27 protein-coding genes are annotated in these 22,801 nt (G+C 67.7%); 14 read left to right on the top strand and 13 right to left on the bottom strand.

Translation table 11 applies throughout. From position 1 onward, the window contains the following. Window positions 1–67: 67 nt before the first annotated feature. Genes hisF through hisB form a run of 5 tightly spaced genes read right to left on the bottom strand, consistent with a single transcriptional unit; the run spans window position 68 to window position 3,032 of the window. Entirely contained in the window at window positions 68–829 is a 762-nt protein-coding gene (hisF, locus tag RT655_RS07635) for an imidazole glycerol phosphate synthase subunit HisF (RefSeq protein WP_313535882.1), read from the bottom strand. Continuing rightward, complete coding sequence (gene hisA / locus RT655_RS07630; RefSeq protein ID WP_313535880.1) at window positions 826–1,554, bottom strand: 1-(5-phosphoribosyl)-5-[(5-phosphoribosylamino)methylideneamino]imidazole-4-carboxamide isomerase; 729 nt, start codon at window positions 1,552–1,554, stop codon at window positions 826–828. The genes hisF and hisA overlap by 4 nt, the downstream gene beginning before the upstream one ends. A gap of 7 nt (window positions 1,555–1,561) precedes the next feature. Continuing rightward, entirely contained in the window at window positions 1,562–2,164 is a 603-nt protein-coding gene (gene hisH / locus RT655_RS07625; RefSeq protein ID WP_313535879.1) for an imidazole glycerol phosphate synthase subunit HisH, read from the bottom strand. Next, complete coding sequence (locus RT655_RS07620; protein WP_313535878.1) at window positions 2,161–2,445, bottom strand: YciI family protein; 285 nt, start codon at window positions 2,443–2,445, stop codon at window positions 2,161–2,163. The genes hisH and RT655_RS07620 overlap by 4 nt, the downstream gene beginning before the upstream one ends. Further along, complete coding sequence (gene hisB / locus RT655_RS07615) at window positions 2,445–3,032, bottom strand: imidazoleglycerol-phosphate dehydratase HisB (RefSeq protein ID WP_313535877.1); 588 nt, start codon at window positions 3,030–3,032, stop codon at window positions 2,445–2,447. The genes RT655_RS07620 and hisB overlap by 1 nt, the downstream gene beginning before the upstream one ends. A 71-nt stretch (window positions 3,033–3,103) precedes the next feature. On the opposite strand from hisB, the gene RT655_RS07610 reads away from it, so the two are divergent. Next, on the top strand, window positions 3,104–3,598 hold the full coding sequence (locus RT655_RS07610) for an SspB family protein (protein ID WP_093294343.1): 495 nt from the start codon (window positions 3,104–3,106) through the stop codon (window positions 3,596–3,598). A gap of 72 nt (window positions 3,599–3,670) precedes the next feature. Here the strand turns inward: RT655_RS07610 and radC are convergent, their stop codons facing one another. Continuing rightward, window positions 3,671–4,354, bottom strand: a complete 684-nt coding sequence (gene radC, locus RT655_RS07605) for a RadC family protein (RefSeq protein ID WP_313535876.1) — start codon at window positions 4,352–4,354, stop codon at window positions 3,671–3,673. 287 nt (window positions 4,355–4,641) lie between these two features. Here radC and RT655_RS07600 point away from each other — a divergent pair, with 287 nt between their 5' ends. The 10 genes from RT655_RS07600 to RT655_RS07555 all read left to right on the top strand — a co-directional run bounded on the left by RT655_RS07600 (window position 4,642) and on the right by RT655_RS07555 (window position 14,269). Beyond that, entirely contained in the window at window positions 4,642–4,935 is a 294-nt protein-coding gene (locus RT655_RS07600) for an AtpZ/AtpI family protein (protein WP_409530247.1), read from the top strand. Next, window positions 4,932–5,714: a F0F1 ATP synthase subunit A gene (locus tag RT655_RS07595; protein WP_313535874.1), complete on the top strand. Its 783-nt coding sequence runs from the start codon at window positions 4,932–4,934 to the stop codon at window positions 5,712–5,714. Before RT655_RS07600 ends, RT655_RS07595 begins: the two co-directional genes overlap by 4 nt. A 66-nt stretch (window positions 5,715–5,780) precedes the next feature. Further along, window positions 5,781–5,993: a F0F1 ATP synthase subunit C gene (locus RT655_RS07590; protein WP_010544368.1), complete on the top strand. Its 213-nt coding sequence runs from the start codon at window positions 5,781–5,783 to the stop codon at window positions 5,991–5,993. Between the two features lie 21 nt (window positions 5,994–6,014). Further along, a complete protein-coding gene (locus RT655_RS07585) occupies window positions 6,015–6,509 on the top strand; it encodes an ATPase (protein WP_313535873.1) in 495 nt (164 codons plus the stop codon). After that, window positions 6,502–7,053, top strand: coding sequence for a hypothetical protein (locus RT655_RS07580; protein WP_313535872.1), 552 nt, complete (start codon window positions 6,502–6,504; stop codon window positions 7,051–7,053). The genes RT655_RS07585 and RT655_RS07580 overlap by 8 nt, the downstream gene beginning before the upstream one ends. A gap of 36 nt (window positions 7,054–7,089) precedes the next feature. Next, window positions 7,090–7,293: a hypothetical protein gene (locus RT655_RS07575; RefSeq protein WP_313535870.1), complete on the top strand. Its 204-nt coding sequence runs from the start codon at window positions 7,090–7,092 to the stop codon at window positions 7,291–7,293. A gap of 222 nt (window positions 7,294–7,515) precedes the next feature. Continuing rightward, on the top strand, window positions 7,516–9,438 hold the full coding sequence (gene uvrC / locus RT655_RS07570; protein ID WP_313535868.1) for an excinuclease ABC subunit UvrC: 1,923 nt from the start codon (window positions 7,516–7,518) through the stop codon (window positions 9,436–9,438). A 105-nt stretch (window positions 9,439–9,543) separates the two neighbouring features. Next, on the top strand, window positions 9,544–12,342 hold the full coding sequence (locus RT655_RS07565; RefSeq protein WP_313535867.1) for a DUF3857 domain-containing protein: 2,799 nt from the start codon (window positions 9,544–9,546) through the stop codon (window positions 12,340–12,342). An 83-nt stretch (window positions 12,343–12,425) separates the two neighbouring features. Further along, on the top strand, window positions 12,426–13,379 hold the full coding sequence (locus tag RT655_RS07560) for a polysaccharide deacetylase (RefSeq protein WP_313535866.1): 954 nt from the start codon (window positions 12,426–12,428) through the stop codon (window positions 13,377–13,379). Next, entirely contained in the window at window positions 13,376–14,269 is an 894-nt protein-coding gene (locus RT655_RS07555) for a GNAT family N-acetyltransferase (protein ID WP_313535865.1), read from the top strand. Before RT655_RS07560 ends, RT655_RS07555 begins: the two co-directional genes overlap by 4 nt. A gap of 159 nt (window positions 14,270–14,428) precedes the next feature. On the opposite strand, the gene RT655_RS07550 is transcribed toward RT655_RS07555, so the two are convergent. Next, window positions 14,429–14,806 carry a PRC-barrel domain-containing protein gene (locus RT655_RS07550; RefSeq protein ID WP_168845226.1) on the bottom strand — a complete coding sequence of 126 codons (378 nt, stop codon included), beginning with the start codon at window positions 14,804–14,806 and terminating at the stop codon, window positions 14,429–14,431. A gap of 87 nt (window positions 14,807–14,893) precedes the next feature. Then, window positions 14,894–15,439, bottom strand: a complete 546-nt coding sequence (locus tag RT655_RS07545) for a TetR family transcriptional regulator (RefSeq protein WP_313535864.1) — start codon at window positions 15,437–15,439, stop codon at window positions 14,894–14,896. Between the two features lie 79 nt (window positions 15,440–15,518). On the opposite strand from RT655_RS07545, the gene RT655_RS07540 reads away from it, so the two are divergent. Then, window positions 15,519–16,208, top strand: a complete 690-nt coding sequence (locus RT655_RS07540; RefSeq protein ID WP_313535863.1) for a DUF1349 domain-containing protein — start codon at window positions 15,519–15,521, stop codon at window positions 16,206–16,208. Continuing rightward, entirely contained in the window at window positions 16,208–16,777 is a 570-nt protein-coding gene (locus RT655_RS07535; protein ID WP_313535862.1) for a sugar O-acetyltransferase, read from the top strand. The genes RT655_RS07540 and RT655_RS07535 overlap by 1 nt, the downstream gene beginning before the upstream one ends. A 33-nt stretch (window positions 16,778–16,810) precedes the next feature. On the opposite strand, the gene RT655_RS07530 is transcribed toward RT655_RS07535, so the two are convergent. The 3 genes from RT655_RS07530 to dnaK all read right to left on the bottom strand — a co-directional run bounded on the left by RT655_RS07530 (window position 16,811) and on the right by dnaK (window position 20,670). Beyond that, window positions 16,811–17,479 (bottom strand): spermidine synthase, encoded by a 669-nt coding sequence (locus RT655_RS07530; RefSeq protein ID WP_313535861.1) that lies wholly within the window; start codon window positions 17,477–17,479, stop codon window positions 16,811–16,813. A 19-nt stretch (window positions 17,480–17,498) separates the two neighbouring features. Continuing rightward, a complete protein-coding gene (gene dnaJ, locus RT655_RS07525; RefSeq protein WP_313535860.1) occupies window positions 17,499–18,620 on the bottom strand; it encodes a molecular chaperone DnaJ in 1,122 nt (373 codons plus the stop codon). A 124-nt stretch (window positions 18,621–18,744) separates the two neighbouring features. Next, window positions 18,745–20,670, bottom strand: coding sequence for a molecular chaperone DnaK (gene dnaK, locus RT655_RS07520; RefSeq protein WP_313535859.1), 1,926 nt, complete (start codon window positions 20,668–20,670; stop codon window positions 18,745–18,747). Window positions 20,671–20,847: 177 nt separating this feature from the next. On the opposite strand from dnaK, the gene RT655_RS07515 reads away from it, so the two are divergent. Then, window positions 20,848–21,285, top strand: coding sequence for a copper chaperone PCu(A)C (locus tag RT655_RS07515; protein WP_313535858.1), 438 nt, complete (start codon window positions 20,848–20,850; stop codon window positions 21,283–21,285). Between the two features lie 194 nt (window positions 21,286–21,479). On the opposite strand, the gene RT655_RS07510 is transcribed toward RT655_RS07515, so the two are convergent. Together RT655_RS07510 and RT655_RS07505 are read right to left on the bottom strand one after the other, a co-directional pair. Beyond that, the gene (locus tag RT655_RS07510) at window positions 21,480–22,220 is read right to left on the bottom strand and encodes a TorF family putative porin (protein WP_313535857.1); all 741 of its coding nucleotides are present in this window, start codon (window positions 22,218–22,220) and stop codon (window positions 21,480–21,482) included. Then, window positions 22,220–22,645 (bottom strand): hypothetical protein, encoded by a 426-nt coding sequence (locus RT655_RS07505; protein ID WP_313535856.1) that lies wholly within the window; start codon window positions 22,643–22,645, stop codon window positions 22,220–22,222. Before RT655_RS07505 ends, RT655_RS07510 begins: the two co-directional genes overlap by 1 nt. Window positions 22,646–22,801: the final 156 nt, after the last annotated feature.

Raw genomic sequence — 22,801 nt, 5'->3', positions numbered from 1 at the left:
TGTCCGCTTGGTGGATTACAGTCCAGATGATTTAGCCGCGGGTATTGGGCGGAAGTGGACGTGCCGCCTAACCCCGAACCGGAATCCCCGCCGCCGCCAGCGCGGCATGCGCCTCCGCGATCGTCGCCTGGCCGAAGTGGAAGATCGACGCCGCCAGCACCGCCGAGGCATGGCCGTCGCGGATACCCGCCACCAGATCGTCGAGCCCGCCGACGCCGCCCGAGGCGACCACCGGCACCGTCACCTGGTCGGCGATGGTGCGGATCAGGTCGAGGTCATAGCCGTCGCGGGTGCCGTCGCGGTCCATCGAGGTGACGAGCAGCTCGCCCGCGCCCAGCTCGGCGAGGCGCAGCGCGTGCTCGACCGCGTCGATGCCGGTCTCGCGGCGGCCGCCATGGGTGAACACCTCCCAGCGCCCGTCGCCGGTCCGCCGCGCGTCGACCGAGGCGACGACGCACTGGCTGCCCATGCGGTCGGCGATCTCGGCGACCACTTCCGGCCGCGACACTGCCGCGCTGTTCACCGCGACCTTGTCCGCGCCGGCCAGCAGCAGCGCGCGGGCATCTTCGACGCTGCGCACGCCGCCGCCGACGGTGAGCGGCATGAAACACACCTCGGCGGTGCGGCGCACCACGTCGAGGATCGTGCCGCGCGCTTCGTGGCTGGCGGTGATGTCGAGGAAGCAGAGCTCGTCGGCGCCGGCTGCGTCATAGGCGCGGGCCTGCTCGACCGGATCGCCGGCGTCGCGCAGCTCGACGAAATTGACGCCCTTGACGACGCGGCCGTTCGCCACGTCGAGGCAGGGGATGACGCGGGCGCGGACGGTCATCGCCCGGCCTCGATCGCCTCGGCGAGGTCGAGCCGGCCGTCATAGAGCGCGCGGCCCGAGATCACGCCTTCGATGCCATCGTCGACATGGCCGCGCAGCGCATGGATGTCGTGGATGTCGGTGACGCCGCCGCTGGCGATCACCGGGATCGACACGGCGCGGGCGAGCGCCACGGTCGCCTCGACATTGCAGCCCTTGAGCAGCCCGTCGCGGCCGACATCGGTGAACAGCAGCGCAGCGACGCCGGCATCCTCGAAGCGGCGGGCGAGGTCGACCACGCTGACGTCCGACACATCGGCCCAGCCATGCGTCGCGACCATGCCGTCGCGCGCGTCCACCGCGACGACGATCTGGCCGGGATGCGCGCGAGCGGCTTCGCGGACCAGCTCCGGGTTCTCTAGCGCGGCGGTGCCGATCACGACGCGGGTAACGCCCATGTCGAGCCAGCGGTGGATCGATTCGCGGTTCCGGATGCCGCCGCCGAGCTGCACCTTGGCAGGGGTCTTCGCCAGGATGTTGGCGACGGCGAGGCCGTTGACCGATTCGCCCGCAAAGGCGCCGTCGAGGTCGACGACGTGGAGCCATTCTGCGCCGGCCTCGGCGAACAGCGCGGCCTGGGCGGCGGGGTCGTCGCCGTACACCGTGGCGCGCGCCATATCGCCCTCGGCAAGGCGAACGACCTGACCGGCCTTGAGATCGATGGCGGGGAAGATGTGCAGGGTCATGGGGATCTCAAGGCTTCCAGGCGAGGAATCGTTCGAGCAGCGCGATGCCGTAGCGCTGGCTCTTTTCCGGGTGGAACTGCAGGCCGACGATGTTGTCGCGGCCGATCGCGGCGGTCACCGGGCCGCCATGTTCGGTGGTGGCGAGCACCGCCTCGCCGTCAAAGGCGAAGCTGTGGAGGAAATAGGCCTCGCCGCGCTCGATCAGCGGATGGTCGACCGTCGGGACCACATCGTTCCAGCCCATATGCGGCACGCGCAGTTCCGGGCTGGCAGGCAATTGGCGGACGGTGCCGGGGATCCAGCCGAGCCCGGCATGGCTGCCGAGTTCTTCGCCGGTCGTGGCTAGCAACTGCATGCCGACGCACACGCCGAGGAACGGCACCGCGTCACGCAGCACGCGGGTTTCCAGCGCCTCGATCATGCTGGGCAGCGCACGCAGGCCCGACGCACAGGCGCCGAACGCGCCGACGCCGGGCAACACCACCCGGTCGGCGCGCAGCACCACCGCCGGGTCCGCCGTCACTGCGATATCGGCAGCACCCGCCGCCTTCAGCGCATTGTGCACCGAATGGAGGTTGCCCGCGCCGTAATCGATCAGCGCGACGGTCACTGGCCGAGCGCTTCCAGCCCCGGTGCGAGGATGCTCGGGGCGACTTCGATGAATTCATATTCCGCCGCACCGGCAGTGGCGAAGGGATCGCCCGCGGCCCAGGCCTTCACTTCTTCAAGCGTGCCGCGCGCCATGAAGAAGCCGCCGGTCACCGGCACCTTGCGGCCGGCAACCAGCAGGCGGCCGTCGGTGACGCCCTGCTTGAGCCAGTCGACATGCGCGGGGCGCAGTTCGTCGATCTGGGCGATATCCACCTTGTAGGTCAGCAGCACGAGGATCATCACAGCACTCCCTTGGTCGACGGGATGGCATCCGCCTTGCGCGGATCGATCTCCACCGCCTCGCGCAGCGCGCGGGCCAGGCCCTTGAACGCGGCTTCGGCGATATGGTGGTTGTTGCTGCCGTACAAAGTCTCGACGTGCAGCGTCAGCCCCGCGGTCTGGGCAAAGCTGTGGAACCAGTGTTCGAACATCTCGGTGTCCATTTCGCCGAGCTTCTTCTGCGAGAATTCGGTCTTCCAGACGAGATAGGGGCGGCCGGAAATGTCGATGGCGACGCGGGTCAGCGTCTCGTCCATCGGCGACAGCGCGTCGGCGTAGCGGCGGATGCCCTTCTTGTCGCCCAGCGCCTTTGCAACGGCCTCACCGATCGCGAGCCCGGTATCCTCCACCGTGTGGTGCTGGTCGATATGGAGGTCACCCACCGTCTTCACATCCATGTCGATCAGGCCGTGGCGGCTGAGCTGTTCGAGCATGTGATCGAAGAATCCGATGCCCGTGCTGATGTTGTAGACGCCGGTGCCGTCGAGGTTGACGGTGACGTCGATCGAGGTTTCGCTGGTCTTCCGGCTGATCGTCGCGGTGCGCATGGGGGTGCACATAACGCCGATAGCGACGCATGCAATCTTGACCGCAATTTTCGATCCGCTACCCAAGGGGCATGAATGCCTCCGTGCCCGATAGTTTGATTCCGTATGACGAGATCGTGCAGGAAGCCCTGCGCGCCGTGGTGGGCCGTGTGCTCGGCTCGGTGGCGCAGTCGGGCGGCCTGCCGGGCGCGCATCATTTCTACATCACCTTCAAGACGCAGGCGCCGGGAGTCGACATCCCGCAGCGGCTGATGGAGCGATTCCCGGACGAGATGACCATCGTCCTCCAGCACCGCTACTGGGACCTGACGGTGGACGACCGGAAATTCTCGGTGGGGCTCAGCTTCAACCAGATCCCGTCGATCCTGACGATCCCGTTCGCGGCGATCACCGGCTTCCACGATCCGGCGGTGAATTTCGAGCTGCGCTTCCAGGCGACCGAGGGCCCCGACGGCCCCGAGCCGCACGAGCATGACGACGCCGAGAATGACGGCGACGGTCCGGTGGCCAAGCCCGCCGAGGATGGCTCGAACGTCGTGTCGGTGGACTTCAAGCGGAAGAAGTAGGGCCGAAGCCCATAGCGTTTCCTCCCCCTGGCGGGGGAGGAAACGCTCCTGCTCTGAGCGTGTCCGAACGTCCTAGATCAGCCCCTTCGCCCGCAGGCTGGCATGGCCTTCGCTGCCGATGATGATGTGGTCGTGCACCACGATACCGAGCGGCTTGCCCGCTTCGGCGACCTTGCGCGTCACGTCGATGTCGGCGCGGCTGGGGCTCGGGTCGCCCGAGGGGTGGTTGTGGACCAGGATCAGCGCCGCCGAGCCCAGGTGCAGCGCGCGGGCGATCACCTGGCGGACATAGAGCGGCGCCTCGTCGATCGAGCCCTCGTTCATCAGCTCGTCGCGGATCAGCATGTTGCGGGTGTTGAGGTGGAGCACGCGCACCCGCTCGATCGCGTGCGGCGCCATGTCGGCGCGCAGATAGTCGAGTAGCGCCTGCCAGTTGGCCAGCACCGGCTGTTCGCGCAACCGCGCCTGGAGCAGCCGCAGCGCAGCCGCATGCACCGCCTTGAGCGCGGCGATCTGGGTGTCCTTGATGCCCTCGATCCGCAGCATCGCATCGGCATCGGCGGCGAGCAGGCCGGGCAGGCCGCCAAACTCCTTGAGCAGCGTCTTGGCGAGCGGCTTGGTGTCCTTGCGCGGGATGGTCAGCGCCAGCAGATATTCGACCAGCTCATGGTCGAGCAGCGCCTCCGGCCCGCCCTCGAACAGGCGCTTGCGCAGCCTTGAGCGGTGGCCGCTGTTGTCGGGAGCCTCGTCGGACATCCCTGCGACTATGCAGGTGCGGCGGATGCCCTGCAATCCGCCGGAACGAATAGGTCGCGCGCAGGCCCCTCGAACGCCAGCCTGTTGCACCGCAACGGACGTAATTGGCGGATTTCTGCGGATGCGAAGGCCTGGGCCGCGCATGAAACGGCAATGAACCGCAGCATGCTGCAACGGTTGACTCGGTCGTTTGGTCTTCCTAAAGCGCCATCACGTCGCGGCCATCGGCTGGCGATGCTGTTTGTCGCCCGCCCGATGCGTGGCGGCTTTTTCATATCTGGATCGCCGTGCTCGCTTTGTCTGACGACCCTATCCGTTCCGACCTCGACCGACGCATCGCCGATGCGAAGGCGGCGGTGCGCGAGGGGCAGACGCCGGTGCGCAAGCCCGAAAAGGGCTATAAGCAGGGCTCGCGGGTGCTCGCCGAACTGATCGGCGCACCGCTGGGCGGCGGGGTGATCGGCTTCGCGCTGGATCGCTGGCTGGGAACGAGCCCCTGGGGGCTCTTGATCCTGCTGGTGCTCAGCGTGATCGTGGCGTTTCGCAACATCTACAAGATTTCGAAGGAGCGCGCAGAGTGAGCGCCGGCAAAATCGATCCGATGGAGCAGTTCAAGGTCGAGCCCGTACTGGGCCGGCATATCGACCTGTTCGGCTATGACATCTCCTTCACCAACTCGGCGCTGTTCATGTTCGTGGTCGCCGCGCTGCTGTTCATCTTCATGGTGGGCGGCCTGCAGCGCAAGCTGATCCCGGGCAAGTGGCAGCTGATGGTGGAAGGCGCGGTCGGGTTCATCGACTCGATGGTGAATGTGAACATCGGCAAGGGCGGCAAGAAGTTCGCGCCGTACATCTTCTCGCTGTTCTTCTTCATCCTGTTCGCGAACCTGGTCGGCGTGCTGCCGCTGGCGATCCTGCCGGGGCTGCACACCTTCGCGGTGACCAGCCACATCACCGTTACCGCGGTGCTTGCCTTCTTCTCGTTCGGCATCGTCCTCGCGGTCGGCCTGATCAAGCACGGCTTCAAGTTCTTCTCGCTGTTCGTGCCGCACGGCGCGCCGGTGTGGCTGATGCCGGTGATCGTGCCCGTCGAGCTGATCTCGTTCCTGGTGCGTCCGTTCTCGCTCGGCCTGCGACTGTTTGTCGCGATGACCGCCGGGCACATCCTGCTCGAGGTGTTCGGCAGCTTCGTCGTCCAGGGCTTCGGCAGCCACACGGCGCTGGGCGGCCTGGTCGGGGTGCTGAGCTTCCTCATGATCGTTGGCGTCAGCGCGCTCGAGCTGCTGGTCTGCGCGATCCAGGCCTATGTGTTCGCGCTGCTGACCTCGCTGTATCTCCACGACGCGGTGCACCTGCACTAAGTCGATCCGTTTCGTTCTGAATTTTTAAGATTATCTAGGGAGCTAGAAATGACTGATCTGGGTGCAATGTACATCGGTGCCGGCCTGGCTGCGATCGGTATCGGCCTTGCCGCGCTCGGCGTGGGCAACGTGTTCGGTTCGTTCCTCGAAGGCGCGCTGCGCAACCCGGGTGCGGCTGACGGCCAGCAGGGCCGCCTGTTCATCGGTTTCGCCGCGTCGGAACTGCTGGGCCTGATCGCGTTCGTCGTCGCGATCCTGATCCTCTTCGTCGTCAAGTAAGCAGAACGGAGGCCTCGGCCGATGCCCCAGTTAGATCAGATTTCGGAGATCTACGCTTCGCAGGTCTTCTGGCTCGCGATCGTATTTGCCCTGATCTACTTCGGGATCGGCAAGGCGATGGTCCCGAAGATCGAGCGGACGATGGAAGATCGTTCCGCCCGCATCAGCGGCGACCTCGCGGCAGCCGAGGCGGCGCGCGACGCCGCCAAGGCTGCGGACGAGGCCTACCAGGCGGGGCTGGAAGCTGCCCGTGCCGAGGCGCTGCGGGTGACCGCCGGCGCCAAGGCACAGGCGGCAACCGCCACCGAAGCCAAGCTCAAGGCCGCGCATGCAGCCGATGAAGCACGGCTGGCCGACGCGACCCGCTCGATCGCCGAGCGCGAGCAGGCGGCGATCGGCGAGATCGAAGCGGCGACCGTCGAGGCGGTCGAGGCGATCGTCGCCCGCGTGTCGGGCGTCGCGGTCGACCGCGTCAGCGTCGAACAGAAGGTGAAGGCGGCGCTTGCCCATGGCTGAACAAGCTCATTCCCTCAACGCCGAGGTCGGTACCGTGGAACTCCATCATGAGCCGGCAGTGTTCGGCATCACCGCGCCGGGTTTCGTCGCGCTGTCGATGCTGGCGGTGGTCTTGATCATCCTCGTCAAGAAGGTGCCGAGCATGGTCAGCACCATGCTCGACAAGCAGATTTCCAAGATTCGTACGCAGCTCGACGAAGCGTCGAAGCTGCGCGCGGAAGCCGAGGCGATGCTCGCCGAGGCGAAGGCCCGCACCGCGTCCGCCGACGCGGACGCCAAGGCTGTCGTCGCCAACGCCCAGGCCGAAGCGGCTGCGATGCAGGCCAAGGCAGAAGCCGATGCGGCCGAGCTGATCGCCCGCCGCACCCGCATGGCCGAGGACAAGATCGCCGCTGCCGAGCGCAGCGCGATCCAGGCGATCCGCGCCAAGGCCGCCGATGCCGCCACGACCGCCGCTGCCGCGGTGATCGCGGAGAAGCACGGCGCCGACGCCGACAAGGCGCTGGTCGACAAGACCATCGCCGGGCTGGGCCGGCTCAACTGAGCTGGCCTGCCACGCCGCCCATGCTATGGGGCGGGGATGGCGGAACAAAAATCCTATCGCTGGCTGAGCGCCGGTGCCCTGGTGGCACTGGCGCTCGCTGCGTTTGTGGCGGTGGTGGCCGTGCGTCACGCTGCGAACGATCACACCCGCGCTACCGACATGAAGGTGCGCGCGGACGAGACAATGCGCCGGATCGAGGCGCAGGTGGATCAGCTGGAGAATGAGGCAGGGGCGCAGTAGCCCTACATTCCTCCCCGGAACCGGGAGGGGGACCGCTCGGCGAAGCCGAGTGGTGGAGGGGCCGCCGCGTCAGCGGCGGTGTCCCCGCGTGCACCACCGGATCCCGCGCCTGACGGCGCGGCCCCTCCACCAAGCCGCTGCGCACCTTGGCCCCCCTCCCCGTACCGGGGGAGGAGTTTCTGGCAGTGGCATCCTGCCCCTTCCGCCCCTACATCGGCGGCAATGAACGACCCCAATTCCCCCGATCGATTCAACGAGGAAAAAGCCACCTTCGCGGTCCGCGGCGCCGAGACGCCCGACCTCGAGGCCGGTGTGGCCGCGATCCGCAACGTGCTGCAGACGCTGCCCATTCGCCCCGGCGTATATCGCATGCAGGATGCCCGCGGCGACGTGCTGTACGTAGGCAAGGCGCGCGCGCTGAAGAACCGGGTGACCAACTACACCCAGGTCAATCGCCTGTCGAAGCGGCTCCAGCGCATGGTCGCGCAGACCCGCTCGATGACGATCGTCACGACCAACAACGAGGCCGAGGCGCTGCTGCTCGAGGCGCAGCTGATTAAGCGCTATCGGCCGCCCTACAATGTGCTGCTGCGCGACGATAAGTCGTTCCCGTTCATCCTGCTGCGCCAGGATCACGACTTCGCGCGCGTCCAGCTCCATCGCGGCGCGCGGCGGGCCAAGGGCGATTATTTTGGGCCGTTCGCCGGTGCCGGCCAGGTGCGCAAGACGCTCAACGCGCTGCAGAAGCTGTTCCTGCTGCGCAGCTGCACTGACAGCTTCTTCGCCAATCGCGACCGGCCGTGCCTGCTCTACCAGATCCGCCGCTGCTCGGCACCCTGCGTCGGCCGGATCGACCAGCAAGGCTATGCCGAGCTGGTCAACGACGCGCGCGACTTCCTGCAGGGCCGCTCGACCAAGGTCCAGGCCAGGCTGGGCGAGCAGATGCAAGCGGCGGCGGAAAATCTCGATTTCGAGCTGGCCGCGATCCTGCGCGACCGGCTGAAGGCGCTCACCTTCATCCAGGGCAGCCAGGCGATCAACGCGGAAGGCGTCGGCGATGCCGACATCTTCGCGCTTGCCGCCAAGTCCGGCGTGATCGGCATTGAGGCCTTCTTCATCCGCGGCGGGCAGAATTGGGGCCATCGCAGCTTCTTCCCCAGCCACACCCAGGACGTGCCCGAGGACGAGGTGCTCGCCGCCTTCCTCATGCAATTTTACGAGGAAGTGCCGCCCGCACGAAACGTGTTCGTCGATCGCGAGCTGCCCGAAGCGGACCTGCTCGCCGAGGCCATGAGCGAGCGCGCCGGGCACAAGGTGGTGCTGTCGGTCCCACAGCGCGGCTCGCGCCGCCGCTTGCTTGACCAGGCCAAGCGCAACGCCGAGGAAGCGCTCGATCGCCGCCTTGCCGAGAGCACGACGCAGGCCAAGCTGCTCCGCGAAATGGCCGATCTGTTCGACCTGCCCGAGCCGCCCAACCGGATCGAGGTCTACGACAACAGCCATATCCAGGGCACTAATGCGGTGGGCGCGATGATCGTCGCGGGGCCCGAGGGCTTCCGCAAGAGCCAGTATCGCAAGTTCAACATCAAGCGCCCCGAGACGATCGCCGGCGACGATTACGGGATGATGCGCGAGGTGCTCAGCCGCCGCTTCGCCCGCGCGCAGGACGAGGACCCCGATCGCAGCCAGGGCGACTGGCCCGACCTGGTGCTGCTCGACGGCGGCAAGGGCCAATTGAGCGTCGCCAAGGCGGTGCTTGAGGAAATGGGAATCGAGGATGTCTGCATGGTCGGCGTCGCCAAGGGCCCGCACCATGGGCGCGACGGCCGCGAAGTGTTCCACCTGATGGACGGCAGCGAGCGGATGCTGCCGGTCAACGCGCCCTTGCTCTTCTACCTCCAGCGCCTGCGCGACGAGGTCCACCGCTTTGTCATCGGCGCGCACCGCGACAAGCGCGCCAAGGCGATCGGTGCGAGCCCGCTCGACGAGGTGCCCGGCATCGGTCCGGCGCGGAAGAAGGCGCTGCTGATGCACTTCGGTACCGGGCGTGCGGTACGCAATGCCAGTCTGGAAGATCTGCAGAAGGCGCCGGGGGTCTCCGCGGGTGTCGCGCAGCAGGTGTACGACTTCTACCACAGCCGCTAGCGGAAACGCTTCGTCGCACGGGAAGGGCACTTGAGCGCCGCCCCGCATGCGCTACTGTCTCCACTCGATTTGAGGGGGAGTTGCATGCGGGGGCGTAGAGTGTTGGTGGCCGTGTTGTTGTCCACGGCCGGGGTGGCGCATGCCGGGGACAAGCCGCTCTACCAGCCGGCGCCGGCCTGGGTGCTGCCCGCACCGGCGGTGGATACCGCCAAGCTCGACGATGCCGCGCCCATCCTGCAGATCTTCGACCAGCAGCAGCGGCTCGAGGACGGCCAGGTCGCGATCTATTTCGAAAGCGCGATCCGCATCGCCTCGCCGCAGACGCTCACCCAGAGCGGCACGCTGCCGCTGCAATGGGATCCCGCCAAGGGCGACCTGATAATCCACAAGCTGCAGATCCTGCGCAAGGGCGAGCGGGTGGATCTGCTCGCCAAGGGCACCCGCTTCACCGTGCTCCAGCGCGAGCAGAAGCTGGAGCAGGCGTCGCTGGACGGCATGCTCACCGCCACCGTGGCGCTGGAGGGGCTGCGCGTCGGCGACGTGATCGACGTTGCCTTCTCGGTCACCCGCAAGGATCCGGTGCTCGGCAAGGAGATGATGAGCATCGTCCCGATGGTGCCGGCGCCGACCAAGCTCGGCTTCGGCCGCACGCGCGTGCTGTGGAAGGACGGCGTGCCGCTGGCGTGGCGCGACTATTCGGGCGGCGTGGTCGGATCAGCCGAACGCAGCAAGGCGGAGGCGAAGCTGATCGCTGGCGGATATCGCGAGCTCACCCTGCCGCTGCCTGCGCCCAAGCCTGCCGAGCTGCCGGACGATGCGCCGGCCCGGTACAAGCAGCTGCCGCTGCTCGAGCTGAGCAGCTATCCCGACTGGGCCGCGATCTCCCGCGAAATGGCGCCCTATTATCGCAGCGAGGGCGCGATTGCCGCGGGCAGCCCGCTCGCCGCCGAAGTTTCGCGCATCGCCGCTGCGAGCAAGGACCCGCGCACCCGCGCCGCGATGGCGCTGCGGCTGGTGCAGGACCAGGTCCGCTACCTGTTCCGCGGCATGGACAACGGCAATTACCGGCCGCAGACCCCGGCCGACACCTGGTCGCTGCGCTATGGCGACTGCAAGGCCAAAACGCTGCTGCTCGTCGCGCTGCTCCGCGCGCTCGATATCGAGGCGGATCCGGCGCTGGTGAGCAGCGGACTGGGCGACCTTGTCGAGTCGCGGCTGCCCTCGCCGGGCGCGTTCGACCATGTGATCGTCCGCGCGACCATCGCGGGGAAGACGCTGTGGCTGGACGGGACCCAGGGCGGCTCGCGCGCCGAGGATCTCGACGACGTGCCCCCGTTCAAGACTGCGCTGCCGATCCGCGCTGCCGGGGCCGGGCTGGAGGCGATGCCGATGCGGCCGCCCGCGCGCGCGGCCCAGCAGGTGTCGGTGACGCTCGACGCCACCGCGGGCATCGCGTTTCCCCAGCTCTTCACGATCAGGATCGTCTATAGCGGCGCGATGGCCGAGGCGTTGCGCGGCGCCCGTTCGCAGATCGACCAGGAAAAGCTCGCCGAATTCCTCGATCCGCAGATCAGCGCGGTGATCGGCAATCACAGCAGCTACGATCAGAAGATGGAGGACGATGCCGCCGGCGGCACGGTGACGGTAACGGCGGCGGGTGTCGCCTATCAGGACTGGAGCAATGATCGCGGCCGTCTACGCGAGACACTCGACACCACCGCAGCGTCGCTGAACTTTGCGCCCAACCGCGCGCGGACGGCGTGGAAGACGATCCCGGCGACCAGCGGGGCGCTGAGCGACGTCTGGGTCGAGCGGCGCTGGCAGCTGCCGAACGGCGGCACCGGCTTCACGCTGGAGGGGCAGCAGACGCTGCCGGCTGCCGTCGCGGGCATGCAGCTGGCGCGCAAGGCGACGCTGGCGGATGGCTGGCTGTCGCTGCAGGACCGCACCACGACGGGGCTGGAGGAAGTCCCCGCCGCACAGATCCCGGCGGCACGCGCCGAAGTGGCGCGGGTCAAGGCGAACCCGCTGCGGCTGGTCGCCCCTGCCGACCTTCCGCCGCGCTGGGCAGCGATCACCGCCGCAAAGCAGGGCATTCGCCTGAAGCCGATCTTCGAGGCCTATGCCAAGGCGATCGCCGCCACGCCCGACGATCCCGACAATTACACCAACCGCGCCTGGTTCTACGAGACGCTCTACGAGCGCGAGGGCGCGATTGCCGATCTCGGCAAGGCGATCGAGCTCGCCCCCACCGCCGACACCCTGTTGCGCCGTGCCCAGGCCTATTACGCGCTGCGCCAAGACGACAAGGCGCTGGCCGATGTCCAGGCGGCGCTGGAGCTGGAGCCGGACTCGGCGGGCGCCACTGCCTTTTCTGCCACGCTCAAGCGCGACAAGGGGCAGCTGGACGAGGCGCGCGCGCTGATCGAGGCACGGATCGACCAAGGCGGCGAGAAGAAGCTGGGCTGGCAGATGCAGCTCGCCGATCTGCTGGCCGAGGCGGGGAAGGTCGACGATGCCGTCGCCGTGCTCGACGAGGCGATCGCCGCCGCCCCGCGCAACGCGTCGCTGCTCAACAGCCGCTGCTGGATCCGCGCGACGCACAATGTCGCGATCCCGCAGGCGCTGCAGGATTGCACCAGCGCCGTCGAGTTGAGCAGTAGCGCCGCCGCGATCATCGATAGCCGCGCCATGGTCTATTTCCGCATGGGCAAGCTCGATGCGGCGCAGACCGATCTCGATGCCGCGCTCCAGGCTAATCCTGAGCAGGCATCCAGCCTTTATATGCGCGGCGTGATCGGCAAGCGGACCAAGGCCAAGGATGCGGATGCCTATCTCGCCGCGGCGCGGATGATCGAGCCGCGGATCGACGAGCAGTTCGGTCGCTACGGGATCAAGCCCTAACCGCTTTGCCATTTGTTCACGCGCGCGGGGGTAGGACGGGGACGATGGTCCCCGTCTCCGGGACGGTTGCGAGACGTGCCTGCATGCCCACCCAAGTCTTCCTGACGATCGATACCGAGCTGATGTGGCGCCACCACGTCGCCGGTCTCGATCTGGCGGAGATGGCGGCGCGCTCGTTCGAGCCCGCCGGGGTGGGCGTCGGCTGGCAGCTCGAGCGGCTAGCGGCGCATGGGCTCAAGGCCTGCTTCTTCGTCGATCCGATGCCGGCGCTGGTCCATGGGCTCGAACCCATTGCGGCGGTGGTGCGGGCGATCCGCGCGGGCGGCCAGGAGGTGCAGTTGCACCTCCACCCGAACTGGACCGGGGCGAGCGCGGCGGATCGCGCCAAGATGCCGGCACGGTTCGATCTCGTCGATTACGGCGCCGAGGAGCAGCGCGCCTTGATCCGCCAAGCCCGCGCGCTGCTGATCGAGGCGGGCGCGCCGGCGCCGATCGCGTTCCGCGGCGGCAGCTATGCGGCCAACGACGCGACGCTGGCCGCGCTGGCGGCCGAGGGCTTTGCCTATGATTCGAGCCACAACGGCTCCGAACATCCCTGGCCGAGCGGCATTGGCCTGTCGCCACGGCGGATCGCGCCGGTGCCGCACCAGGGCGTGATCGAGGTGCCGGTGACACTCATCGATGCGGGCACCCAGCTCCGCCATTTCCAGATCTGCGCGCTGTCGGTGCGCGAGATGCGGGCTGCGCTCGATCATGCCGTGGCGCAGCGCCACGCCGCGGTGACGATCGTGAGCCATGGCTTCGAGCTCGCCAATCGCGGGGGTACGCGCCCCAACGCCGTGCACGTCCGCCGCTTCGAGGCGCTGTGCCGCATGCTGGCCGCGCGGCGCGACCTGCTACCGACCGCGCATTTCGCCGATCGGCCTTCGCTGGCGCTCGACCAGGAGGACGCGCCGCTGTCGCCCAGCCTGTTGCGCACCCGGCTGCGCCAGGCCGAGCAGCTCTGGTCCAATCTCGTCGAGGAGCGGACGGGGTGAGCGCGGCGCAGATGGTGCCGCTGCGGTTCATGGTCGGCGCTCGGACACTCGTGACGGTGCGGCGACGGCTGGTGCGGGTGCCGTTGACGCTGGCCGAGGCGCGGGCGGGGCGTTGTCCGTCGCTGCCGTCGCTGCCGTCGCTGCCGGCCGAGGCGCAGGGCTATCTGGTGACCTCGCTGCCCGAGGCGGCGTGCGAGGCGCTGCCCGGCGGCGGGATGCTGGGGTTCGTGCGGCAGCGCTACACGCGCTTTTACGTGGACCTGGCGCTGGGGTTCGACGCGTGGTTCGCCGGGCTTTCGGCGAACACCCGGCAGGGGCTGAAGCGCAAGGCGAAGCGGCTCGGGGGCGAGGTGCGCTGCTATCGCACGCCCGCAGAGATGGCGGTCTTCCACCCGCTCGCCCGCGCGCTCTCGGCGCGGACCTATCAGGAGCGCCTGCTCGGTGCCGGGTTGCCGGACGATCTGGCGGCGCTGCAGCGGCTGGCGGCGGCGGATGCGGTACGGGCATGGCTGCTGTTGCTGGACGGGCGCCCCGCAGCCTATCTCTGCTGTCCCGCCGTGGGGGACACGCTGGTCTACACCCATGTCGGGCACGACCCGGAGCTTGCCGCACTGTCACCCGGTGGGGTGTTGCAACTGGCGGCGCTGCGCGAGCTGTTCAATGAAGGGCGCTTCGCCTGGTTCGACTTCACCGAGGGCGAGGGCCAGCACAAGCGCCAGATGGCGAGCGGCGGGGTGGTGTGCGTCGACCTGCTGCTGCTGCGGCCTACCCTCACCAACCGGATGCTGGTCGCGGCGCTGGCGGGCTTCGATGGTGGCGTGGCGCTGGCCAAGCGCGCGGCGCGGCGGTTGGGTGCGGATCGGATCGCCAAGCGCCTTCGGCGAGGGTGAGCCCTAGATCGTCCCCCGGAGGGGGAGGGGGACCGCCGCAGGAGGCGGTGGTGGAGGGGTGTCGCCGGTTGTTGCGTAGGTTCCCGCAACCGGCGTTTACACCCTTCCGTCAGGCCTTCGGCGTGCCACCTCCCCTTGCAGGGGAGGGTTGTTATCCCCTCAATCCAGCGGCACGCGGTCCACCCGCGCGGCGGAAAGGCCGTAATAGTTGGACACCCGGTCCGCATAGGCCTGGGTGAATTCGGGGGCGTTGCTCGCCCAGCTCGGGCCGCCTTCGAGCACGCGACGGTCGATCGTGACGACATAGTCGTCACCGGTGACGTCGTACGAGATCAGCTCGAAAGGCAGGGGGTAGTAGCTCTTGCCCATGCCGAGAAAGCCGCCGAGGCTGAGCACCGCGTAGAGCGTGCGCCCGCTGCCCTTCTCCACCATGAACGCCTGCACCTGCCCCAATGAATCGCCGTCCCGGCTGCGGACCTTGAGTCCTTCGACGCGGGCGGTGACGAGCAGGCTGGTGGTTTCGGGCGTATCGGACATCGTCGGACTTCCTTCTGGAAACATGCGCCCTTCGGAATGCACGAGGCGGGGATGTCGTTCCGCAGACGGGATGAGCCGGCACAGGTGTCAGGCTGCGGCGACACGCTCGACGATGGTGCGGATCGCCTGGCGATCCAGCGGCGCCCGGTCGATCGAATTGTGGATTCCGATCCCCTCGACCAGCGCGTCGAGCGCGCGTGCTGTCAACGGGTCGAAAAAGCGCTCCAACGCAGCGCGGCTGTTATCCATCCATTGCTGCATCACCGCGCTCACCGCCGGGTGCCGCGCCGCGAAGGCGTAGAGCTCGTAGCTCAGCAGCAAGGTCCGTGGCTCGGCCCAGATCGTGCCGGCGATGATGTCGACAACCGCATCGATCGCTGCGGCACGGCCGTCGGCTGCACGCAAGCGCGCACTGAACAGGTCGGAGGACTGCGCCGCCAGTTGCAGAAAGGCGGCGGTTATCAGCGCTTCGAGCGTTTCGAAATAATAGGTCACCGATCCCAGCGGGACGCCTGCCGCGCTGGCGATCCGGCGATGAGTCGTTGCCGCCACGCCGTGCGCAGCGATCACCTCCAGAGTCGCGTCGACGATCCGCTGTCGTCGTGCCGGGTCGTTCCGCCTGCCGCTTTCCATGCTTCCTTGATCCATCCCGCTTGCAACGGTATGTACATTTGTACATAAAAGCCGTCACATTCGGTTAGGCCTGTCGCACATGAGTGAGGATGTAGTGAACCGCAGAACGATATTGGGTGGCGCGGCCGCTCTGGCGGTTGCCGGGGCAACGGGGCCGGGACAGGCGCAGGCAACGGGCAAATCGGTGCTTGGACGCAAGGACGGGCGCTGGCTCAACGAACCAAGGACGTGGTCGGTGGATACCGCTGGCGACTTGTCACTGGTCACCGACAAGGGCAGCGATTTCTGGCAGGAGACGCATTACGGCTTCCAGCGCGACAGCGGGCATTTCCTCGGCTTCACCGCTCCCGCGGCGTTCACCGCGCAACTGCGCGTTCGGGGCCAGTATCAGGAGCTCTACGATCAGGCCGGCATCATGGTTCGCGTCGACGAACGGCGCTGGGTCAAGGCCGGTATCGAATTGTCGGACGGCCGCGCGATGCTGAGTAGCGTCCTGACGGATGGCCGGTCGGACTGGGCGACCGGTCCCTATGAACATGACGCACAGGATTTCTGGATGCGCGCCACGGTCGAAAAAGGCGTGCTGCGCCTGCAGGTATCCGCAGACGGCAAAAGCTGGCCGCTGGTGCGGCTTGCCCCGTTTCCGGTCGCGGCGTCGTATCAGGTGGGGCCGATGGCCTGCACCCCCGAGCGCGAGGGGCTGGCGATCCGCTTCTCCGATCTGCGGATCACCCCGCCGCTCGGCAAAGACCTGCACGACCTCAGCTGATGCCGAAGAGCGAGAAACAGAAGATGCTCGCGGGCGAGCTCTACATGGCGGCCGACCCCGAATTGGCTGCCGATGCCGCGCGCGCGCAGGACTGGATGGCGCGGTACAATGCGGCACCGGCGCAATCGGCCGAGGACAGGCATGCGCTGCTGGTTGCGGGACTGGGCCATGTCGGCGCCGGCGTCACCGTGCGGGCGCCGTTCCACTGCGACTATGGCTACAACATCCGTCTGGACGACGGGGTGTTCCTCAACTTCGGGTGCATCATCCTGGACGTGGTGACGGTGCGTATCGGCACCGGCACGCAGATCGGGCCGGGCGTGCAGATCCTCACGGCGGATCATCCGCGTGATGCAACGGCCCGGGCCCAAATGCTCGAATTCGGTCGGCCCGTCGTCATCGGGCGCAACGTCTGGATCGGTGGCGGCGCCATCATCCTTCCCGGCGTGACGATCGGGGACGATGCGATCGTCGGCGCGGGCAGTGTCGTGACGAGAGACGTTCCGGCCGGCACCACGGTCGTCGGCAATCCCGCGCGCGCCTCGGCTGTCACCGCGAACTCGATCTGACGCCTGGCCGCGGCGCGACACGCCGCGGTCGCTTCACCGCCGCTGGCCGAACCAGATGACGTGCCGCGGACCCTTGCCGTTCTGGCGGGCGCGCACCGCGACTTCCTCCACCTGGAACCCGCTGTCGCGCATTCGACGCGCGAAGGGCGCGTCCGGCGCCGCCGACCACACCGCGAGGATGCCGCCGGGGCGGAGCGCCTGGCGCGCCGAATCGAGCCCGCGCATTGAATAGAGGCTGTCATTGCCCACCCGGGTCAGCCCGTCGGGGCCGTTGTCGACGTCGAGCAGGATCGCGTCATAGGCGTTCTGGCCATCGGCGATCACCCGGCCGACATCGTCGAACACGATCTTCACCCGCGGATCGTCCAGGCACCCGTTGGTCAGCGCCGCCATCGGCCCGCGGGCCCAGTCGACGATCTTAGGGACGAGCTCGGCCACCGTCACCTTGGCGTTGCCGCCGAGCACCGCCAGCGCGGCGCGCAGCGTGAAGCCCATGCCATAACCGCCGATCAGCACCCGCGCCTCGCGCTTGCCGAGCCGTTCGAGCGTCATCACCGCCAGCGCTTCTTCCGAACCGCTCATCCGGCTGTTCATCAGCTCGTTGCGTTCGAGCACGATCATGTGATCGTCGCCCCGGCGGAACAGCCGCAGCGGTTCGCCGCCGGGGACGTCGGCGGTGTCGAGCAGTTCACGCGGGGTCATGCGAGGAAGGCGCCCGGCATCAACCGAGCGCCGCCTTCAGCTTGGCGAAAAACCCGCTCGACTGCGGGCATTCCTCGCCCGTCTCGGTCTTGCGGAATTCCTCGAGCAGTTCGCGCTGGCGGCCGCTGAGCTTGGTCGGCGTCTCCACCTCCAGCCGCACGACCAGGTCGCCGCGGCCGCGGCCCTGGAGCACCGGCATGCCGGCGCCGCGATGGCGCATCTCGCGGCCGGACTGGGTGCCGGCATGGATCTTGATCACATGCTCCTCGCCGTCGAGCCCCGGGATGCGGATCTCGCCGCCCAGTGCCGCCGTCGTGAAGCTGATCGGCGCATTGGCGTACAGCGTCGTGCCCTGCCGCTCGTAGAGCGAATGGCGCGTCACGTGAAGGAAGATGTAGAGATCGCCCGCGGGTGCCCCGCGCGCGCCGGCCTCGCCCTCGCCGGTCAGGCGGATGCGGGTGCCTTCGTCGACGCCGGGCGGAATCTCGATCTTGAGCGTCTTGGTCTTGTCGGTCCGGCCCTCGCCGCGGCACGTGCGGCAGGGTTCGGCGATCACCTCGCCGGCGCCGTGGCAGGCGGGGCAGGTGCGCTCGACCATGAAGAAGCCCTGCTGCGCGCGCACCTTGCCGTGGCCGGCGCAGGTGGTGCAGGTCTTGGCCTTGGTGCCGGGCGTGGCGCCCGAGCCGTGGCAGCTGTCGCAGGGGCCCGAGACGTCGATGGTGATGTCGGTCGAATGGCCGTGGAACGCCTGTTCGAGCGAGATTTCCATGTCGTAGCGCAGGTCCGCGCCGCGCCGCTGGGGCCGGCCGCCGCCACGCGCGCCGCCGCCCATGAACTCGCCAAACACGCTTTCGAAAATGTCGCTGAACGCGCCGAAATCGCCCTGGCCGCCATGATGGCCGCCGCCGCCGTTCTGAAAGGCGGCATGGCCGAAGCGGTCATAGGCCGCGCGCTTCTGGGGATCCTTCAGGCAGTCATAGGCTTCGCTGATCGCCTTGAACTTCGCCTCGGAATCCTTGCACCCGGCATTCTTGTCCGGGTGATATTTCATCGCGAGCTTGCGGTAGGACGATTTGATCGTCGCATCGTCCGCGGTGCGCTCGATTTCGAGCAGTTCGTAATAATCGACTTCGGTGGTCATCCAGCAAGCCCTCTCCCCATCAGGGGACGGGGAGAGGAACTATGCCGATGCCGGATCGCACCGATCATGCCCGCTCCCCCCAATCCCCGGCCCTCTCCCCGGCGGGGAGAGGGAGGGGCATCCGTTACGCCTTGTTGTCGTCCACTTCCGAGAACTCGGCGTCGACCACGTCCTCGGCTCCGGCTTCGCCGCCGGGAGCGGTGCCGCCCGCGTTCGGCGAGGCGCTTTCGGCAGCCTGCTTCTCGTAGATCGCCTGGCCGAGCTTCATCGCCACCTGGGCGAGCTCCTGCGCCTTGGCGGTCATCGCATCGGCATCGCCGCTCTCGATCGCCGACTTGGTCTCGGCGATCGCTGCCTCGATCTCGCCCTTCAGCGACGCATCGACCTTGTCGCCATTCTCCTGGAGCTGGCGCTCCGTGGTGTGGACGAGGCTCTCGGCGTTGTTCTTGGCTTCGGCCGCGGCACGACGCTTCTTGTCCTCTTCGGCGAACTTCTCGGCATCGCGCACCATCTGCTCGATGTCGGAGTCGTTCAGACCACCCGAGGCCTGGATGCGGATCTGCTGCTCCTTGCCAGTGCCCTTGTCCTTGGCGGACACGTTGACGATGCCGTTCGCGTCGATGTCGAAGGTAACTTCGATCTGCGGCACGCCGCGGGGCGCCGGCGGAATGCCGACGAGGTCGAACTGACCGAGCATCTTGTTGTCGGCCGCCATCTCGCGCTCGCCCTGGAAGACGCGGATCGTCACCGCCTGCTGATTGTCATCGGCAGTCGAGTAGACCTGCGACTTCTTGGTCGGGATCGTCGTGTTGCGGTCGATCATGCGGGTGAACACGCCGCCCAGCGTCTCGATGCCCAGCGACAGCGGGGTCACGTCGAGCAGCAGCACGTCCTTGACGTCGCCCTGGAGCACGCCGGCCTGGATCGCAGCACCAATGGCGACGACTTCGTCCGGGTTCACGCCGGTGTGGGGCTCCTTGCCGAAGAAGTCCTTCACAACCTGACGGACCTTGGGCATGCGGGTCATGCCGCCGACGAGCACGACTTCGTCGATCGCCTCGGCCTTGACGCCCGCATCGGCCAGCGCCTTGCGGCACGGCTCGAGGGTGCGCTTGATCAGATCATCGACCAGACGCTCCAGATCGGCGCGGGTGATCGTCTCCACCAGGTGCAGCGGGGTGGTCGCGCCACCTTCCATGCGGGCGGTGATGAAGGGCAGGTTGATCTCGGTCGTCGCAGCCGACGACAGCTCGATCTTCGCCTTCTCGGCCGATTCCTTCAGGCGCTGCAGCGCCAGCTTGTCGGTGCGGAGGTCGAGGCCTTCCTTCTTCTTAAACTGGTCGGCCAGGTAATCGACGATCTTGTTGTCGAAATCCTCGCCGCCGAGGAAGGTGTCGCCATTCGTCGCCTTCACTTCGAACACGCCGTCGCCGATCTCCAGCACGGAGATGTCGAAGGTGCCGCCGCCAAGGTCATAGACCACGATGGTCTTGTTGTTGTCCTTGTCGAGGCCATAGGCGAGCGCCGCGGCCGTCGGCTCGTTGATGATGCGCAGCACTTCGAGGCCCGCGATCTTGCCGGCGTCCTTGGTCGCCTGGCGCTGGGCGTCGTTGAAGTAGGCCGGCACGGTGATGACGGCCTGCGTCACGCTCTCGCCGAGGTACGACTCGGCGGTTTCCTTCATCTTCTGCAGGATGAAGGCCGAGATCTGCGACGGGCTATACTCTTCGCCGCCGGCCTTGACCCACGCATCGCCGTTCGTGCCGCGCGCGATCGTGTAGGGCACCAGCTCGGTGTCCTTCTTGGTCACGGGGTCGTCGAAGCGGCGGCCGATCAGGCGCTTCACTGCGAAGATGGTGTTGTCCGGGTTGGTCACCGCCTGGCGCTTGGCCGGCTGGCCGATCAGACGCTCGCCATCCTTGGCGAAGGCGACGATCGACGGCGTGGTGCGTGCGCCTTCGACATTCTCGATGACCTTGGGCTTGCCGCCTTCCATCACAGCAACGCAGCTGTTGGTCGTGCCCAGGTCGATACCGATAACTTTAGCCATGGTCCTCGTTGGCCCCCACAATCGAAACAAAAGGGTTCATAAGCGTTATCCGGATGCCGGCCCCAGAAGAGGCGGCCGCCGTCCAGATGTCCGAGGGGGGATATAGGTGCGTCGTGCCTTGCCGCAAGACGCCCGGGTTTCTACAAGATTTCCCAAATCAAAGAGGGAGGATGCCGAATGCGCACTCTGGCGGGACTTGTAGCGGTTCTGGGGCTGGGGGCGTGTTCGCCCCAGGCAGACGGCGTAAAGGTCGATGGCGCTTGGATTCGCTTGCCTGCGGTGGCGGGCCAGCCGGGGGCGGCGTATTTCACGTTGCACGGCGGGCGCGAGGCGGAGACGCTGGTCGGCGTGTCGACCCGTGCGGCGGACAAGGCGGAGATGCACGAAAGCGCCAAGAATGCCGCGGGCATGGCCAATATGGCCCAAATCGCCAACCTTGACCTGCCTGTGGGCTCCGAGGTGAAGTTCGCGCCGGGCGGCAAGCATGTGATGCTGTTCGGGCTGGTGCCCAATGTCCACGCCGGCGAGAAGGTGCCGCTGACGCTGCACTTCGCCAGCGGGCACGAGGCGACGGCGGTGGCCGATGTCGCCGTGCCGGGTGCGGAGCAGCGGTAGGTGGCTGTTCTTGCCCTCCCCCCTTGCGGGGGAGGGAGGGGCCCATCGCCTCTGGCGATGGGAGGGAGAGGGGGCGATTTGCATGGCAAATCGCGCGGCTGCTGCGCAGCCGCTCACCCTCTCCAAGCTGCGCTAGGCGCTAAAGCGCCAAGCTACGCTATCCTCCCCCGTCTAGGGGGAGGAGTGGCGTGTTTTCAGAACGAAAGCCGGGCGCGCCCCAGCACGCGGTTGCCGCTGTGCTGCAGGTCCGCATAGGGCGACGACACCGCGCGATTGGTGTCGATGTCGGTCCCGACATAATCGACGCCGAGCGTCAGCGGCCCGGTGACATGCTCCAAGCCGATCCGCCAATCGGTATAGTCGCCGGTCGGGCGCAGCCGCGCGGCGCGAAGGTCATCGGTGCTGCCGGTAGTGTGGCCGATCGATCCCGACACGGTGAACGGCGTCGAGGGCACGCCCACCGCGGCGCCCGCGTGCAGATAGAGATTGTCGCCGCCGATCGGACCCTGGTCCGGCGCGTAGGTCGCGCCGCCATTCAACTGCAGCGGCCCGAGCGAGAACCTGCCGTCCGCACCGACCTCGACATAGTCCATCGCGCGCGCCGCGCCGGTGAAGACATGGCCCGTGACGAAGCCGCGCAGCTTGAACACGCCGATGTCGAAACCGCGGCCGGCCTCCAGATCGAACACCGTGTCGGCCCCCGCATGGCGGCTCGATTCGCGCACCATCGCGACGCGCGCCGAAGCATCGAAGCCCAGGATGCCGGCGGACAGGTCGCCCGAGGCGCTCAGCTGGTTCTCGCTCCAGCTGAGGCCGCGGCGGCTCTCGTCGGTCGAAAGTTCGACGCCGCCCGAAACCTTGGGCAGCACCTGGGCCTGGGCAGCGAGCGGAAGGGCGAGCGCGGCGAAGGCGGCAACGGCAATGGGGATACGCATCAGGTGTTTACACGTCCTATATGATCGAGTTCGGCGCGCAGCATCTCGGCATCCTGGCCGGCGAGCGCCTCGACCGCGCCTCGCACGTCCTTGGTGGCGCTGGCAACGTCCTTGGCGATTACCGCGCGGTTGGCGGTGCACCAGCCGGGACGGCTGCCGGCCGCGACGCTTTCCTGGCGCAGCGCACGCTGGAGCGTGCCGGCGGCGTGGCGCGCCTGGCGATCGACCACCAGATCGGCCTGCCAGCGGCAGCGCAGCGTCGAGGCGCGGCCGCCGGGACCGGCGACGCCGAGCTGCTGGTGGCGGACGTCGACCCGCATGCGATAGTCGGCATGGACCGGGCCGCTGTCATGATCGATGCGCACGCTGTGCGCGATCTCGGAAAAGGGGGCGGCGAGCAGCAGCCCCAGAATCAACGGGATCATGGCTCTTCTCCTGCGGTTGCCCCGGCTGTTGTCGCCGGTGGCATCGCGTCTTTGCGCGCTGCCTTCACCGGAATGCAAGTTACCAAGTGTTTCCCGGAGGTTGGCCGGTGCGGCTGAAACTCCAACCTTCGTACGGGTTGTGGGGCGGGGCAGGGG

The organism is Sphingomonas sp., assembly GCF_032114135.1.
Lineage (GTDB): Bacteria > Pseudomonadota > Alphaproteobacteria > Sphingomonadales > Sphingomonadaceae > Sphingomonas.
The sequence above is the reverse complement of the archived record's forward strand: the minus strand, read 5'-3'. Positions and strand labels throughout refer to the sequence as shown.